General features: G+C 62.8%; 14 protein-coding genes. 11 read left to right on the top strand and 3 right to left on the bottom strand.

Features of this window, described 5'->3' with window-relative positions; translation table 11 throughout:
- Nucleotides 1–70 precede the first annotated feature (70 nt).
- Nucleotides 71–1,222 (top strand): AI-2E family transporter, encoded by a 1,152-nt coding sequence (locus tag QTJ18_RS17910; protein ID WP_252752675.1) that lies wholly within the window; start codon nucleotides 71–73, stop codon nucleotides 1,220–1,222.
- A gap of 82 nt (nucleotides 1,223–1,304) precedes the next feature.
- Here the strand turns inward: QTJ18_RS17910 and msrB are convergent, their stop codons facing one another.
- Nucleotides 1,305–1,712, bottom strand: coding sequence for a peptide-methionine (R)-S-oxide reductase MsrB (gene msrB, locus QTJ18_RS17905; RefSeq protein ID WP_252752676.1), 408 nt, complete (start codon nucleotides 1,710–1,712; stop codon nucleotides 1,305–1,307).
- Between the two features lie 194 nt (nucleotides 1,713–1,906).
- On the opposite strand from msrB, the gene QTJ18_RS17900 reads away from it, so the two are divergent.
- From QTJ18_RS17900 to QTJ18_RS17855, 10 genes are all read left to right on the top strand, one after another.
- Complete coding sequence (locus QTJ18_RS17900) at nucleotides 1,907–4,258, top strand: putative monovalent cation/H+ antiporter subunit A (RefSeq protein ID WP_252752677.1); 2,352 nt, start codon at nucleotides 1,907–1,909, stop codon at nucleotides 4,256–4,258.
- Nucleotides 4,255–4,674 carry a Na+/H+ antiporter subunit B gene (locus QTJ18_RS17895; protein ID WP_252752678.1) on the top strand — a complete coding sequence of 140 codons (420 nt, stop codon included), beginning with the start codon at nucleotides 4,255–4,257 and terminating at the stop codon, nucleotides 4,672–4,674. Before QTJ18_RS17900 ends, QTJ18_RS17895 begins: the two co-directional genes overlap by 4 nt.
- Complete coding sequence (locus QTJ18_RS17890; RefSeq protein ID WP_252752679.1) at nucleotides 4,674–5,051, top strand: Na+/H+ antiporter subunit C; 378 nt, start codon at nucleotides 4,674–4,676, stop codon at nucleotides 5,049–5,051. The genes QTJ18_RS17895 and QTJ18_RS17890 overlap by 1 nt, the downstream gene beginning before the upstream one ends.
- Nucleotides 5,052–5,065: 14 nt before the next feature.
- Complete coding sequence (locus tag QTJ18_RS17885; protein WP_252752680.1) at nucleotides 5,066–6,760, top strand: Na+/H+ antiporter subunit D; 1,695 nt, start codon at nucleotides 5,066–5,068, stop codon at nucleotides 6,758–6,760.
- On the top strand, nucleotides 6,757–7,230 hold the full coding sequence (locus QTJ18_RS17880) for a Na+/H+ antiporter subunit E (protein WP_252752681.1): 474 nt from the start codon (nucleotides 6,757–6,759) through the stop codon (nucleotides 7,228–7,230). Before QTJ18_RS17885 ends, QTJ18_RS17880 begins: the two co-directional genes overlap by 4 nt.
- Entirely contained in the window at nucleotides 7,230–7,607 is a 378-nt protein-coding gene (locus QTJ18_RS17875; protein ID WP_252752682.1) for a cation:proton antiporter, read from the top strand. Before QTJ18_RS17880 ends, QTJ18_RS17875 begins: the two co-directional genes overlap by 1 nt.
- A complete protein-coding gene (gene mnhG / locus QTJ18_RS17870; RefSeq protein WP_252752683.1) occupies nucleotides 7,604–7,945 on the top strand; it encodes a monovalent cation/H(+) antiporter subunit G in 342 nt (113 codons plus the stop codon). Before QTJ18_RS17875 ends, mnhG begins: the two co-directional genes overlap by 4 nt.
- A 403-nt stretch (nucleotides 7,946–8,348) precedes the next feature.
- Nucleotides 8,349–8,780, top strand: a complete 432-nt coding sequence (locus QTJ18_RS17865; protein WP_252752684.1) for a Ros/MucR family transcriptional regulator — start codon at nucleotides 8,349–8,351, stop codon at nucleotides 8,778–8,780.
- Between the two features lie 424 nt (nucleotides 8,781–9,204).
- Nucleotides 9,205–9,636, top strand: a complete 432-nt coding sequence (locus QTJ18_RS17860) for a helix-turn-helix domain-containing protein (protein ID WP_252752685.1) — start codon at nucleotides 9,205–9,207, stop codon at nucleotides 9,634–9,636.
- Nucleotides 9,633–10,529, top strand: coding sequence for a DUF6456 domain-containing protein (locus QTJ18_RS17855; RefSeq protein WP_252752686.1), 897 nt, complete (start codon nucleotides 9,633–9,635; stop codon nucleotides 10,527–10,529). The genes QTJ18_RS17860 and QTJ18_RS17855 overlap by 4 nt, the downstream gene beginning before the upstream one ends.
- A gap of 192 nt (nucleotides 10,530–10,721) precedes the next feature.
- Here QTJ18_RS17855 and hemH read toward each other — a convergent pair whose 3' ends face one another.
- Nucleotides 10,722–11,756: a ferrochelatase gene (hemH, locus tag QTJ18_RS17850; RefSeq protein ID WP_252752898.1), complete on the bottom strand. Its 1,035-nt coding sequence runs from the start codon at nucleotides 11,754–11,756 to the stop codon at nucleotides 10,722–10,724.
- Between the two features lie 172 nt (nucleotides 11,757–11,928).
- The gene (locus QTJ18_RS17845; protein WP_252752687.1) at nucleotides 11,929–13,977 is read right to left on the bottom strand and encodes a 5'-nucleotidase C-terminal domain-containing protein; all 2,049 of its coding nucleotides are present in this window, start codon (nucleotides 13,975–13,977) and stop codon (nucleotides 11,929–11,931) included.
- Nucleotides 13,978–14,038: the final 61 nt, after the last annotated feature.

Below are 14,038 nucleotides of genomic sequence, written 5' to 3'. Positions count from 1 at the left end.
CGCCGTCCGATCCTGTGGAACCGCCGGCTGCCTGGGGCGTTGATGTGGTCGATCAGGAGAGCAGCCATCCATGTCCTCAACCCATAGCCGCAACGGCCGCACCAAGCGCCGCGTCATCGAACATGAGGGCGCGCGCCAGGAGGAGGTTGCCGTCTATGGAGATGCGACCGAGTTCATGCCGCTCGGCCGCGAGGCGCTGGAAATCGCCAAGGCCTGGGCCGTGATCGGCCTGTTCCTGATCGTCAGCATGGCGATCGTCGAGCAATTGTCGCTCATCCTGAAGCCCGTCGCGCTGGCGCTCGTCGTCGGCATGATCCTCGGCATGGTTGCCGACCGGATGGGCGAGATGGGCATTCCGCGCTTCGGCATCGCGCTCATTCTCTCCGGCCTGGTCATGCTGATCGTCTTCCTGCTGATCAATGCGCTGATCGGCCCGCTGTCCATGCTGATCAGCGACGGTCCGCGGGTGCTGGAAGACATATTGGGACGTGTCACCGGCTTCCTGGCGGATCATCACTGGCTCAATATCAGCCCCGCCACCTTCCAGAGCGGCCCGATGTCGATGGAGAAGCTGATCGAAAACAGCGGCAATGTGCTGAGCGTGCTCTCCGTCAGTCTGACGCCCGCCATAGCGCAGGGCCTGATCTTCTTTGCCGGCCTGCTGCTGTTCCTCTACGGACGTCTGCGGCTGCGCCGCACCTTGATCATGGCCTTTCCCACGCGGCGGCAAAGGCTGCTCACCATCCGCATCATGAATGCGATCGAGGAAGTGCTTGGCTATTATTTCGCCACGGCCAGCCTGATGTATGCCGGTCTCGGCCTGGTGATGACGCTGATCGCCTATCTCGGCGGCCTGCCCATGCCGGTCCTGTGGGGCGTCTTCGCCTTCATTTCCAGCTTCATCCCCTTCCTGGGCATTACCCTGATGACCTTCGCGGTGGCCGTCGCCGGGATCCTGACTCATGACACGCTGATGCTGGGCCTTCTGCCGGCCATCATCTTCTTCGTCATCCATCTGGTCATGGAAAACCTGGCCTTTCCGGCGGTCATGGGCCGTCAATGGGAGATAAATCCCTTCCTGGTCTTCGTCGCCATTTTGTTCTGGACCTGGATGTGGGGCGCTGTCGGCGCCATGCTGGCGCTGCCGCTGTCGCTGATCGTCATGACCATTGCCGAAGAACTCTTTCCCGAACGCAAGACCCTGCCGCATCTGCCCGGGTAATGCTCGGCCTATGCCTGCCTGATGATCCACGGATCGCCGGGATGCGCGCAGCCTGTCCGAGGCTGCGCGTCGCCATGCAAGGTCAGGCCGGTTCGAACACCATGGCATAGCCATTGATGCAATAGCGCAGGCCGGTCGGCTTCGGACCATCCGGAAACACATGGCCGAGATGACCGTCGCAGGTGGCGCAGCGGATTTCGGTGCGCAGCATGCCATGCGTCGTGTCGCGTCGTTCGGTCACGACGCCCGGGCTCACAGGTTCGAAATAGCTCGGCCAGCCGCAGCCGGAATCGAATTTCGTATCCGAAACGAACAGCGCCGTGTCGCAGCCGGCGCAGCGATAGATGCCGGCCTGCTTGTTATCCCAGTAAGGGCCGGTAAAGGCGCGCTCGGTGCCCGCCTGCCGCAGGATGCGATATTGCTCCGGCGTCAGCTGCTCGCGCCATTCGGCATCACTTTTGTTCACCTTCTTCGTGATCGTGCCCGACATTGGTTGATCCTTTCCGTTTCTGCGTAAATAGGAATTCATCTTCGGCGGAAAAAGCCATCTGCAGGTCGATTTCCTGTTCAGCAACGTTGAGCCCGGGGATTTGATGCCGTAAACAATTCGCGGTCGTGACATTTTGATGAGGGGGAGTTGTACAGAATGCGATACTGCGCAGCCGGAAGGCCGGGACGAGATCGATGACCTTATTGTGTCTTTTCCTGCCATTCATCGCTGCCGGCCTTGCACCCTTTGCAACGCGGCACTTGTCGCATAAGGCCGCCTGGCTGCTTTCGCTCGCGCCGGCCTTCTCCTTCGCCCATTTCGCCGGTTTCCTCCCCGAGATTGCGGCCGGCGAGGTGGTCACCGGCGGCTATGTGTGGGTGCCGAGCTTCAACCTCTCCTTTTCCTGGTTCATCGATGGCCTGTCGCTCACCTTCGCCCTGCTGATCACCGGCATCGGCACGCTGATCGTGCTTTATGCCGGCGGCTATATGAAGGGCCATCCGCAGCAGGGCCGCTTCTTCTGTTTCATCCTGCTCTTCATGGGCGCCATGCTCGGCCTCGTCCTGTCCGACAGCTTCCTGATGCTCTTCGTCTACTGGGAGCTGACCTCGATCACCTCCTTCCTGCTGATCGGTTTCGACCACGAGCGCGCCGCGGCAAGACGCTCGGCGCTGCAGGCGCTCGTGATCACCGGCGGCGGCGGGCTGCTGCTCCTGGCAGGGCTGATCTTCCTGTGGAACATCACCGGCGTGACGCAGCTGTCGCTGATCATCCATATGGGCGATGCCCTGCGCGCCAGCCCCTTCTACCTGGCGACCCTGCTGCTGGTGCTGGGCGGCTGCTTCACCAAATCCGCGCAATTTCCCTTCCATGCCTGGCTGCCGAATGCCATGGAGGCGCCGACCCCCGTATCGGCCTATCTTCATTCCGCGACCATGGTGAAAGCCGGCGTCTACCTCCTGATGCGCCTCAATCCGGCGCTGGGCGATACGCCTGCCTGGGAAATCCTCCTGCCTTTCTTCGGCGGCATCACGCTCATCGTCGGCACGCTTCTGTCGCTGCGCCAGACGGATCTGAAACTGATGCTCGCTTATACGACCATGGCCTCGCTTGGCCTTCTGGTCATGCTGACGGGCTTCGGCTCGGAGCATGCGATTGCCGCGGCGGTGCTCTATCTGGTCGCCCATTCGCTGTTCAAGGGCGCCCTCTTCATGATCGCCGGCATTATCGACCACGAGGCGGGGACGCGCGATCTGACCCGCCTTGGCGGGCTTTCGCGCCTGATGCCGGTAGCCTTCGCCGCAGCAGTCCTTTCGGCGCTGTCCATGGGCGGATTGCCGCTCTTCTTCGGCTTTCTCGCCAAGGAGGAGATCTATTACGCTTTGGCCGGCGGCAATCTGCGCTCCATCCTCTTCACGCTGGTGGCCATCATCGGCAATGGCCTGATGTTTGCCGCCGCCTTTGCCGTGGCGCTGAAGCCCTTTCTCGGAAAGCCGGTCGAGACGCCGAAACATGCCCATGAAGGGCCGATCCTGCTCACGCTCGGCCCCTGCGTGCTGGCCGTGCTCGGCCTCTTCGGCGGCCTCTTCTCCGGCCTTGCCCACAGGTTCATCTCGTCGCCGATGACGAGCGCGGTCAAGGGCGTGCCAAGCGAGGTCACGATCTCGACCCTGCCGCATCTCGGCATGCCGCTTCTTCTGTCGGTCGTCACCGTGGCTTTCGGCATTCTCGTCTACCTGCAGATCGCACGGGTAAGGGCGGCGATGACGCATGTCCTGGATTCGATCGGCCCTGGCCCGGACAAGGCCTTCGATGCACTGATCCGCGGCCTCGTGCGCCTGGCCGTCGCGGTGACCCGCCTGACGCAGCCGGGCCGCATGGAAATCTATGTGACGGCGACCTTCATCTTCATTGCGCTGACGCTGCTGGTGCCGCCCGTCGTCTATGGTGAACTGCCCGCCTGGCCGACCTTTCCCAAGGATGTCTTGATCCATGAATGGGCTTTCGTCGCTCTCGGCCTCCTCGGCATTTTCGCCGTGCTGACCGCCAAGAACCGGCTGACGGCGATCGCCGCGCTGGGGATCCAGGGCTTTGCTGTCGCCGTGCTTTTCCTTCTGTTCGGCGCGCCGGATCTTTCCTTCACCCAGTTCATGGTCGAGACACTGTCGGTGGTCATCCTGGCGCTGGTCATGACGCGCCTGCGGCTTGCGCCCTCCGACCACCGCCCCATGGGTCAGCGACTGCTCGATGCCAGCATCGCCATTGCCTGCGGTATCGGCTTTGCCCTGCTTCTGATGAAATCGACCGAGGGCGCGTTCAACAATGCCCTGACCGAATTCTTCAACGCGCATTCCAAGATCATCGCCCATGGCGCCAATGTGGTGAATGTCATCATCGTCGACTTCCGCGGCACGGATACGCTGGGCGAGATCGCGGTCGTGATGATCACCGGCCTTGCCATCCTGGCGCTCATCCGCGTCAGGGCGGGCGGGCCGCTGAAGCCGGCCGACAACAATCCCGACGGCAATGGAGGGAGCCGGCCATGAACACGCTGATCTTTCGCACGGTAGCGCCCTTCCTCACGGCGCTGATGATCATCTTCTCGATTTTCGTGCTGCTGCGCGGGCATAATGAACCCGGCGGCGGCTTCATCGGCGGGCTGATCGCCGCCTCGGCCTTCGCCATCTACGGCATTGCCTATGGCGTGGCGGCGGTGCGGCGGGCGATCGTCTTCCATCCCATGTCGATTGCCGGCGCCGGCCTTCTGCTTGCGGCGCTGTCCGGCATGATCTCGGTCCTGTTCGGCGTGCCCTTCATGACCGGCCTCTGGATCTACCCTGCCGTCTTCGGGGTGGAAGTGCCGCTGGCGACGGTGATGTCCTTCGATGTCGGCGTCTATCTCGTCGTCGTCGGCTCCATCACCTCGATTGCGCTGGCGCTGGAAGAAAGGGATGACGACTGATGGAAACGATCCTCGCCCTTCTGGTCGGCGCCTTCTTCGCTGCCGCCGTCTATCTGATCCTGTCCCGCCATACGGTGCGTATGCTGCTCGGCATCGTCATCCTCGGCAATGCCGTCAATCTGCTGATCTTCACCGCCGGCCGGCTGACGCGGGAAGTGCCGCCGATCATCGGCGCCAGCATGACGACGCTGCCTTCGGGCGCCGCCAATCCGCTGCCGCAGGCGCTGATCCTGACCGCCATCGTGATTTCCTTTTCATTCTTCGCCTTCCTTCTGGTGCTCACCTATCGCGCCTTCCAGGAACTGGGCACCGACGATACCGACGAAATGCGTCTGGCGGAGCCGAAGAATGATCCCTTGCCGCCCGGCGGCTACTGAGAAGACGAGACATCATGGCCGCACCGTCCTCGATCCCTGTTGATCTCTCCGCCGCCTTCGTCATGGCGCCGTCCACCCTCGGCGACTGGCTCGTCATCCTGCCGCCGGCGCTGATGATCTGCGCCGGTGCGGTCCTGATGACCGTGCGCCATCGCATCCACCTGCATGGCTGGATCGCGATCCCCGCGCTCGTGCTCCTCCTGCTCGTCGATTTCGCCCTGCTCGTGAAGGTCGTTGCCGGCGGGCCGGTGACGATGACCATGGGGCGCTGGCTGCCACCTTTCGGCATTGCCTTCACCGTCGACCTGTTCGGCGCGCTGATGTGCTTTGCGGCCGGGCTGGTGGCGCTTGCCGCCGGCATAGGCGCCTTGAAGGACATCAATGCCAGCGGCCGGCGCTACGGCTTCTTTCCGTTCCTGATGCTGCTGATGGCCGGTGTCTCGGGCGCCTTCCTGACCGGCGATATCTTCAACCTCTATGTCTGGTTCGAAGTGCTGCTGATTTCCTCCTTCGGCCTGCTGGTGCTGGGCTCGGAGCGGGAGCAGATCGACGGCGCGCTGAAATATGCGATCCTGAACCTCATCGGCACCACCCTGTTCCTGATCGCCGTCGGCTATCTCTACGGCGTGTTCGGCACGCTCAACATGGCGGATATCGCGCTGCGGGCCCGCGAGATCGAAGGCGCGCCGCTGATGACGCTTTCGGCGCTGTTCGTGCTGGCCTTTGCGATGAAGGCTGCATCCTTTCCGGTCAATTTCTGGCTGCCGGCCTCCTATCACACGCCGCGGATCACGGTCTCCGCCCTGTTCGGCGGGCTGCTGACCAAGGTCGGCATCTATGCCCTGATGCGGGTCATGGTGATGCTGTTTCCGCTGCAGCGCGAGGAATTGAGCCTGCTGATCGGCGTGCTGGCGGCGCTGACTCTCATCATCGCGGCGCTTGGCATGCTGGCGCAGGACGATATCCGCCGTGTGGCCGGCTATGCGGTGATCGTCGGCATCGGCAACATGCTGGCCGGCATCGCCGTCGGAACGGTGGCGGGCCTGACCGGCGCTCTGCTCTACGCGCTCCATTCCATTCTGGCGATGACGGCGCTCTATCTCGTCTTTGGTCGCGCCGCCGCCATTTCCGGCAGTGTCAGCCTGACCAAGGGCGGCGGGATCTACCGGCTGGCGCCCGGCTTTGCCTTCGCCTCGCTGGCGCTTTTCCTGGCTGTCTCCGGCCTGCCACCCTTTTCTGGGCTGTGGCCGAAGATCATGCTGGTCAAGGCCTCGCTCGATATCGGCGCCTGGTGGCTGGCGGCCGCCATCCTGCTCTCCGGCTTCCTGACGACCATCGCGCTCGCCCGGGTCTTCCTGTTTGCCTATTGGCGTCCGGCGCAGGCCCTGCCACTGGCACAGCCAGGGGCGATGACACAGCCAGGGGCGATGACACAGCCAGCGGCGATGACACAGCCAGAGGCGGTGGCACAGCCAGAGGCGCGGGCGCAGGTCCGGTCACAGCTTGGCGGGGACGCCGCCGCGGCACCGGCCGCTGCCCTGCGCAGCACGCCCGCCGAGACCTGGCCGCTCTTTGCCCTGATCGCCATCATCACCGTGTTCGGCCTGTTTCCGGAGCTGCCGCTCAGCCTGTCGCAAAGCGCTGCCGAAGGCCTGGTCAATCCCGCGGCCTATATCCAGTCCGTCTTTCCGCAAGGACCTGCGCCATGACCGCATTCACCATGAACGTGCTCTTCGCGGTCGTGTGGGTTGCCGTCAGCGGCAGCGCGACCTTCCTCAACTTCCTCTTCGGCTTTCTCGTCGCCGCGCTCGCCATCGGGCTCATCCGCGAACAGGCGCACGGCGTCAGCTATCTCGGCCGCATTGGCCGCATCGCCTCGCTCACCATCCTGTTCTTCAAGGAGCTTGCTTTGTCGGCCTGGAAGGTGGCGGTGCTGGTGACGCGGCCGAGGCTGGCCATCAAGCCCGGCATCTTCGCCTTTCCGCTGACGGTGGACCGCGATTTCGAGATCACCTTGCTGGCCAATCTCATCACGCTGACGCCTGGAACGCTGTCGGTGGATGTGTCGGAAGACCGGCGGTTTCTTTATGTTCACGCCATTGATTGCTCCGATGTCGAGGGTACGCGGCGCGATATTGCCGAAGGCTTCGAACGCAAGATCATGGAGGCTTTCCGCTGATGACTGCCGAGACCATTCTGCAAGGCGCCATCTGGCTGGCGCTCGTCCTGCTGCTTCTGTCGTTCCTGGCAACCGCCTGCCGGGTGATTGCCGGGCCGACACTGGCCGACCGGGTGGTGGCGCTGGACATGCTGGTGGGCATTGCCATCGGCTTCATCGCCGTGATTGCGGTAAAGACCGGCTTCACCCTGTATATCGATGTGGCGATTGCGCTCGGCCTCGTCGGCTTCCTGGCAACCGTTGCCTTCGCGCGCTTCATCCTGTCGCGCAGAACGGCCGACGAGGAGGGTGCCATGGAGGATAGGCCGCATCCCGGCAAGGCGCTCTCCGGGGGCGCGACGCCGGTCAAAGCGGGTGCGAAGGATGTGAAAGGATGACCAGCGTGATCGCCATTGTTACCGCCATAATCCTGGTCGCAGGATCCTCCTTCGCGCTGATTGCCTCGATCGGCCTCCTGCGGCTGCCCGATGTCTTTACCCGCATGCATGCCGCATCGAAGGCCGGAACGGTGGGCTCGGGCCTGCTGCTCCTGGCGGCCGGCCTGCATGCCAGTGACCTCTCCATCCTGTCTCGGGCGCTGGCGGGCTTCCTCTTCTTCATCCTGACGGCACCCATTTCGGCACATCTTCTGGCCAAGGCGGCCCATCAGGTCGGCTACCGTCTGCATGAAACGACGGTGATTGACGAATTGCGCCGCGACAGACCCCTTGATTAATGCCGTTTTGCGGACAAATTATTGGTCCTGCCTTTATCACTGCAGTCTAGGCACGACTAGCAGCAGCCCGCTTCCGCGAATGAACGGTTAAATCCATACAAATTATATTTTGACTTTCTGAAGAGGAATGTTAATCGCATTATAGTAGAGCTTTGATACTGGTCGCGGCCATGATTCCCTTCCAAGTGCGCCTTTCTAACCTGTTAGAAGAGCGGTAAGAATTGGTAAGATATCAGTCCTAAAACCTGTATCTCCTTTTTCTGTCGGCCTTGCGTTCCGGCTGGATCTAGGGGTGGATCCAGCTTTCCTGCGCGAAAACGGGACGAGGTGGGTGAAAAAAGGTCCTGCTCTACGCCGGGCGGGTCCTTCTGGGCCTGTCTTTGAACGCAACAGGAGATACCAGATGACTGAACCCGTCGCCGGCATGGCGCCCGATCTGTTGGTGGAATTGACCGCCGACATCGTCGCAGCCTATGTCAGCAACCATGTTGTTCCCGTTGGCGATCTGTCGAGTCTCATCGCCGATGTCCACAACGCACTCAGCAACACGACCTCGCCCGCGCCTGCACCGACCGCGGTCGAAAAGCCGAAGCCGCCTGTTCCGATCCGCAAGTCCATTGAAGACGATTACCTGATCTGCCTTGAAGACGGCATGAAGTTCAAGTCGCTCAAGCGCCACCTGATGACCCATTACAACATGACTCCGGAAGAATACCGCGAGAAATGGGGTCTGCCGGCTGACTATCCAATGGTCGCTCCTGCCTATGCCCAGGCCCGTTCTCGCCTGGCCAAGGAGATGGGCCTCGGCCAGCGCCGCAAGCGCGGCGCCAAGTAAGGCGTCACAGTAAGGCGCCGAAGTCAGGCGTCACAGATAGGAAGAGCGGGATCGGCGAACGGGTTTTCACTGGCCCCGACGACCTGAGCAGGTTCCGGAAACGTGTCTCACGGTTTTCCGATCGGAACCTGCGCCAAAACGATAGACCGAGCGGACGAAGCGTTGGCAGGCCAAAGCAAGTCTGCTTGGAAACAGGACCGCATCACGCTGCATGACATCGCCGGAAAGGGATCACAAGCATCCCCTCCGGCGATCTCGTTTCTGCGGGGCGTGCACAGAAATAATGAAAATAATCCTAGTTGCGTCGACCGCTCCCTTGATTTCCTTGGCGTTTTTCAACTGTCCCACAGCCAGCTCCGGCTTTCCTTATCCCCGCTCTTGATTTAAGGTGTATGAAATAATTCCTATAACGCAGGGGTTGTTCATGTCCTTTGATCTGAAATCGAACCAAGACGCGACACTGGCCGGTCATCTTCATGACGGGGTGCCGTCTGCCACACCCTATATCGCGCCGGCAGGCCTTCCGCTTATCCAGGTATGCCGCATGGTGCGCGATGTCGTCCAGCAAGTGATGGAGCTGTTGGGAGAGCGCGAGCTTCAGCGGCGTGACCGGCGGCGCATGCTCTGCCATGTCCAGCAGGTCTCCATGTATGTCTGCCATGTCGCCCTCAGCATCCCCATGACCGAGATCGGCCGGGCCTTCGGGCGCGACCGCACCACCGTCAGCCATTCCTGCCGCAGGATCGAGGACCGCCGCGACAGCGAGCCCTTCGATGCCTTTGTCTGCTGCATCGAAAAGATCGTCAGCACTGTCTTTGTCCCGGCGGAGGCGAAGGCTGCGGGAGATCGGTCATGACGAAAGGACGAAGCTCCGGTACGCGCCGTCCCGATGCGGCGAAAAAAGACAGAGCAGGCCCGGCGGCGAACGGGGGCACGGCGAAGCATGGTCAATCGTCAACCAGGGGGCCCGGCTCCGCCGCCCTGCTTGCCCTGCTGCGGGCCGTCGTGAAAGCGCCCTGCGCCATCGAACCGGCAGAGGAGGGCAGCTGGCGGCTCGTCCAGCCCGGCCCGCCGCGCATCGTGCCCGACAGGCTGCTGAATGCCGCGCTCTCCTCCGGGCTCATCCTGCGCCGGGAGGAGACGCTCTGGGCCACGGCGGAAACGGCCAGCCATTTGCGCCGCGCCCTGCAGGTGGCAAAGGAGACGGACTTTGGCGATCAGCACCGCATTCTGGTGCAAGAGCAATGCGAGGTCGAAGGCGACCGGCAAATGGTCAGCCGCAACCTGAACGAATCGCCGCTCGGCCCGCTGCTGAAGCTGAAGGACCGCTCCGGCGACGCCTTCCTGCCGCAGGCGGCGGTGGAGGCGGCCGAACGCCTGGCAGCGGATTTTCAGCGGGCCGCGCTGCAGCCGCGGGTCACGGCCTGCTGGGAGCCGCGCCTCAACGCGCGCCAGAAAGGCGAGAGAGGCGGCATGGCGGATCTGACGGAGAGTGCGGCGGCCGCCAGGCGACGCGTCGGCCAGGCGATCGAGGCCATGGGACCGGAGCTTTCCGGCGTGGCGCTTGATGTCTGCTGCTTCGGCAAGGGGCTGGAGCTGGTGGAGCGGGAACGCGGCTGGCCGGTCCGCTCGGCAAAGCTCATGCTGCGCACCGCGCTTCTGGCCCTTGCCCGCCACTATGCGCCGCCGCCGCCGCAGCCGCGCAGACGCCATGCCTGGGGCGGCGATGGCTTCCGGCCGGCGCTGTGATCAGATTTCCTGCAACACGTCCGGCGAAGGGGGCATCCTGACGGAGCGACCCGGCCTTCGCAAAAACCCGTGGAAAGCGTCGGGTCGACACTAACGAACAGCCCGACGAGACGAGTCCTCTTCGAATCGTCGGGTCTAAGCAGACCTGCATTGGCCGGCCAAAACCGCTGACGCACCTTTGCTGGACCCGCTCTAGATCCAGCCCATGAGTTCGCGGCGCGTGATGTGCTCGAGCACCCGCATGCCGTCGGCACTGTCGTTCAGACAGGGAATATGGGTGAACTTCTCGCCGCCATTGTGGAGGAAATCCTCGCCCGCTTCCTCGGCAATCTCCTCCAGCGTTTCCAGGCAGTCGGAGACGAAGCCGGGATTGAGGACGGCGATGCGCCTGGTCCCCTCCTTGGCCAGCTTTTCCACGGTCTTGTCCGTATAGGGCTGCAGCCATTCCTCCGGCCCGAAGCGCGACTGGAAGGTGACCATCAGCCTCTCCTTGGGCCAGCCCAGCCGGTCGCGCAGCAGGCGCGTCGTCTTGTAACACTGGCAGTGATAGGGATCGCCCTTCCTGAAATAGGATTGCGGAATGCCGTGATAGGAAGTCAGCACGATTTCCGGCTCCCAGTCGAGGCTCGCCAGATGCTGTTCGATGGAACATGCGAGAGCATCGATATAGACCGGATCGTCATGATATCGCGGCACGGTGCGCAGCGCCGGCTGCCAGCGCATCTTCAGAAGCGCCTTGAAAGCCTCGTCATTGACGGTGGCGGTGGTGGCGGCCGCATATTGCGGATAGAGCGGGAAGAGCAGGATTTTCTCGCAGCCGGCCTTCTGCATCTCGTTCATCTTGGCCTGGATTGCCGGCTGGCCGTAGCGCATGGCCCAGTCGACATGGACATGCGGCATGTCCTTGAACCGCTCGGCCAATATCTCCGCCTGGTTGCGGGTATAGGTGCGCAGGTAGCTTTCGTCGAGATCCTTGTTCCAGATCGATTCATAGGCCTTGCCGACCTTTTGCGGCCGCTTGTTCAGGACAATGCCGTAGAGGATCGGATACCACAGCGCCCGCGGCCATTCGATCACGCGGCGGTCGGTCAGAAACTCCTCGAGATAGCGGCGCATGGATTTGTAATCCGTGCCGTCCGGCGTGCCGAGATTGACGAGCAGAACGCCGACCTTGCCGAAGCGGACCTCTGGGTGATCGGCAGGGAGGGGCGTGACGGATGCGTTCATCATTGCGGTTTCCTGAGACAAGAAGACTGGGCCGGCTCTTATTACGTCGGCCGGCGCGGCTGGTTCTATGTAGAAACAAAAAACGGCCCGGGAAAGCCCCCGGGCCGGCATGCCGTCGTGACATATAGTCCGCGGACCTGTGGTCAGCCCGCAGGCCCGTGGCTGGCCCGCGTCAGTTGGCCGGCAGTTCCAGTTGCGTGCCGACCGCGATGAGGTTGGGACGACGCAGGCGGTTGGCCTCGGCAATCTTCTTCCATGCCTCGCCATCGCCATAAGTGGCCTCGGCGATCTTCCAGAGCGAATCGCCCTTCACGACCGTGTAGGTCTTCGGACCTGCTGCTGCCGGGGCGGCTGCCGGAGCGGTTGCCGGAGCCGCTGGAGTCTGGGCTGTGGTTGCCGGAGCTGCGGGAGCAGGCGCTGCCGGAGCAGGGGCTGCTGCTGGCGCCTGGGCCGTGGCGGCAGGCGCTGCGGGGGCAGGTGCTGCCGGGGCAGGCGTTGCCGGGGCAGGCGTTGCGGGCGCCTGGGCCGTGGTGGCCGGGGCAGGGTTCGCGGGAGCGGGAGATGCCGGAGCAGCAGGTGCTGCGGCCGTCTTGGCCGGTGCGACGTAATCCGCAGGCGTGATATCCTTGATGCGGCCGTCGGTATAGGGCTTGTAAGGCGAGTTGGCGCTGATGTAATCGGCTACCGCCTGCTCCAGGTTCGGTCCGAAATCATAGGCGTTTACGGCATTGGTCGCGAACATCTTGAAACCGTCGCCGCCGCCGCGCACGTAGTTATTGGTTACCACGCCATAGGTCTTTTCCAAATCGAGCGGCACGAAGCCGTCGCCTTCCTTGACCATGACATTGCTGACGCGCGACCCGACGGGCTTGGAGCGGTCGAAGGAGTAGCTCATGCCGCCGACCTGGGCAAAGCGGCCGGCACCATCTTCCATCTGGCTCACGCCGTTTTCGAGCGCGGCCTTCAGGTCGGCCCCCTTGATCTGGAACGTGGCAATGGTGTTCTGGAAGGGCAGGACCGTCAGGACTTCGCCCATGGTGACGTCACCCTGATCGATGGAGGCGCGCAAGCCGCCGCCATTGACGATCGCAATGGTGATGCCCTGGTCCTTGACGCGGGCAAGCGAGGCATCCGCCACGAGATTGCCCATGGAGCACTCGACGGCGCGGCAGGCCTTGCGGTCACCATTGATGTCGCCTTCCGAAGTGCCGACGACCTTCTTCTTCAGCTCTTCCAGCGGCGCGCCAAGCTCCTTGACCTTCGCCACATAGGCCTCGTCCGGCGTGACGGAGGCATCGAGCAGCTTCGGCGCGCCTTCGGCCGATTTCACCACGCCGCTATCGTCGAAGGTCACGGTCAGCTCGCCCAGATATTTGGAATAGGCATAGGCGGTGACGACCGGAATCTCCGCGCCCGACGGGTTCTTCACCATGGTCGGATAGGGGCCGGAGGATTTCGGATCGGTCGAGGACAGATAGGTGTGGCTGTGACCGCCGACCACCACGTCGATGCCGTCGACCGCCGCGGCGATTTCCTTGTCCTTGTTGTAGCCGACATGGGTCAGCGCAATGATCTTGTTGACGCCCTGGCCCTGCAGTTCGCCAACGGCCTTTTTCAGATAGGTGATCTCGTCCTCGAAGGAGATATCCGGGCCGGGCGAGGAGGTCTCGCCGCTGTCGGTGGCGAGGACCGAGACGACGCCAACCTTCTGGCCGCCCATTTCCTTGACGACATAGCCCTTGTACTTGCCGTCCAGCAGGCTGCCCGACTTGGCAATGGTATTGCCGGAGATGATGGGGAATTTCAGGGCGGCGATGAACTTGTCGAGTTCTTCCGGACCGTCGTCGAATTCGTGATTGCCGATGGCCATGGCGTCGAAGCCGATGCCGTTCATGAAATCCGCCACCGGCGCGCTCTTGAAGGTGGAGTAGTAGAGCGAACCCTGGAACTGGTCGCCGGCATCGAGAACCAGCAGATTGGCACTTGGATTGGCGGTGCGATAGGCATCGATGGCGCTCTTCACGCGGGCAATGCCGCCGAAGCATTCATTGGCATCGGCCTCTTTCTGCGAGCAGGTCGCATCCGATTTGTTGATGGCCTCGATGCGCGAATGCAGATCGTTGATGTGCAGGATGTTCAACCGGTAGTCCGCGAGCGCCACCCCTGCAGAGAGCGAAAATAGGCTCGCCGCCAGCACGCTAAAACCAAGTCTTCTCATCATCCTCGGGTTCTCCTTGAAAGCCGGGCGCGGTGTCCAGCGCCCTGTTCCGCCTCTTGTAAGC

Source organism: Rhizobium sp. SSA_523 (genome assembly GCF_030435705.1).
In the GTDB taxonomy this organism is placed as follows: domain Bacteria; phylum Pseudomonadota; class Alphaproteobacteria; order Rhizobiales; family Rhizobiaceae; genus Neorhizobium.
This window is presented reverse-complemented; position numbering and strand designations above follow the sequence as displayed.

Coding starts and splice junctions, on each gene's coding strand:
- mnhG (WP_252752683.1), top strand. CDS start 7,604: ATGACCAGCGTGATCGCCATTGTTACCGCCATAATCCTGGTCGCAGGA.
- QTJ18_RS17855 (WP_252752686.1), top strand. CDS start 9,633: ATGACGAAAGGACGAAGCTCCGGTACGCGCCGTCCCGATGCGGCGAAA.
- QTJ18_RS17890 (WP_252752679.1), top strand. CDS start 4,674: ATGGAAACGATCCTCGCCCTTCTGGTCGGCGCCTTCTTCGCTGCCGCC.
- QTJ18_RS17900 (WP_252752677.1), top strand. CDS start 1,907: ATGACCTTATTGTGTCTTTTCCTGCCATTCATCGCTGCCGGCCTTGCA.
- QTJ18_RS17910 (WP_252752675.1), top strand. CDS start 71: ATGTCCTCAACCCATAGCCGCAACGGCCGCACCAAGCGCCGCGTCATC.
- QTJ18_RS17845 (WP_252752687.1), bottom strand. CDS start 13,977: ATGATGAGAAGACTTGGTTTTAGCGTGCTGGCGGCGAGCCTATTTTCG.
- QTJ18_RS17865 (WP_252752684.1), top strand. CDS start 8,349: ATGACTGAACCCGTCGCCGGCATGGCGCCCGATCTGTTGGTGGAATTG.
- hemH (WP_252752898.1), bottom strand. CDS start 11,756: ATGAACGCATCCGTCACGCCCCTCCCTGCCGATCACCCAGAGGTCCGC.
- QTJ18_RS17885 (WP_252752680.1), top strand. CDS start 5,066: ATGGCCGCACCGTCCTCGATCCCTGTTGATCTCTCCGCCGCCTTCGTC.
- QTJ18_RS17880 (WP_252752681.1), top strand. CDS start 6,757: ATGACCGCATTCACCATGAACGTGCTCTTCGCGGTCGTGTGGGTTGCC.
- QTJ18_RS17895 (WP_252752678.1), top strand. CDS start 4,255: ATGAACACGCTGATCTTTCGCACGGTAGCGCCCTTCCTCACGGCGCTG.
- QTJ18_RS17860 (WP_252752685.1), top strand. CDS start 9,205: ATGTCCTTTGATCTGAAATCGAACCAAGACGCGACACTGGCCGGTCAT.
- msrB (WP_252752676.1), bottom strand. CDS start 1,712: ATGTCGGGCACGATCACGAAGAAGGTGAACAAAAGTGATGCCGAATGG.
- QTJ18_RS17875 (WP_252752682.1), top strand. CDS start 7,230: ATGACTGCCGAGACCATTCTGCAAGGCGCCATCTGGCTGGCGCTCGTC.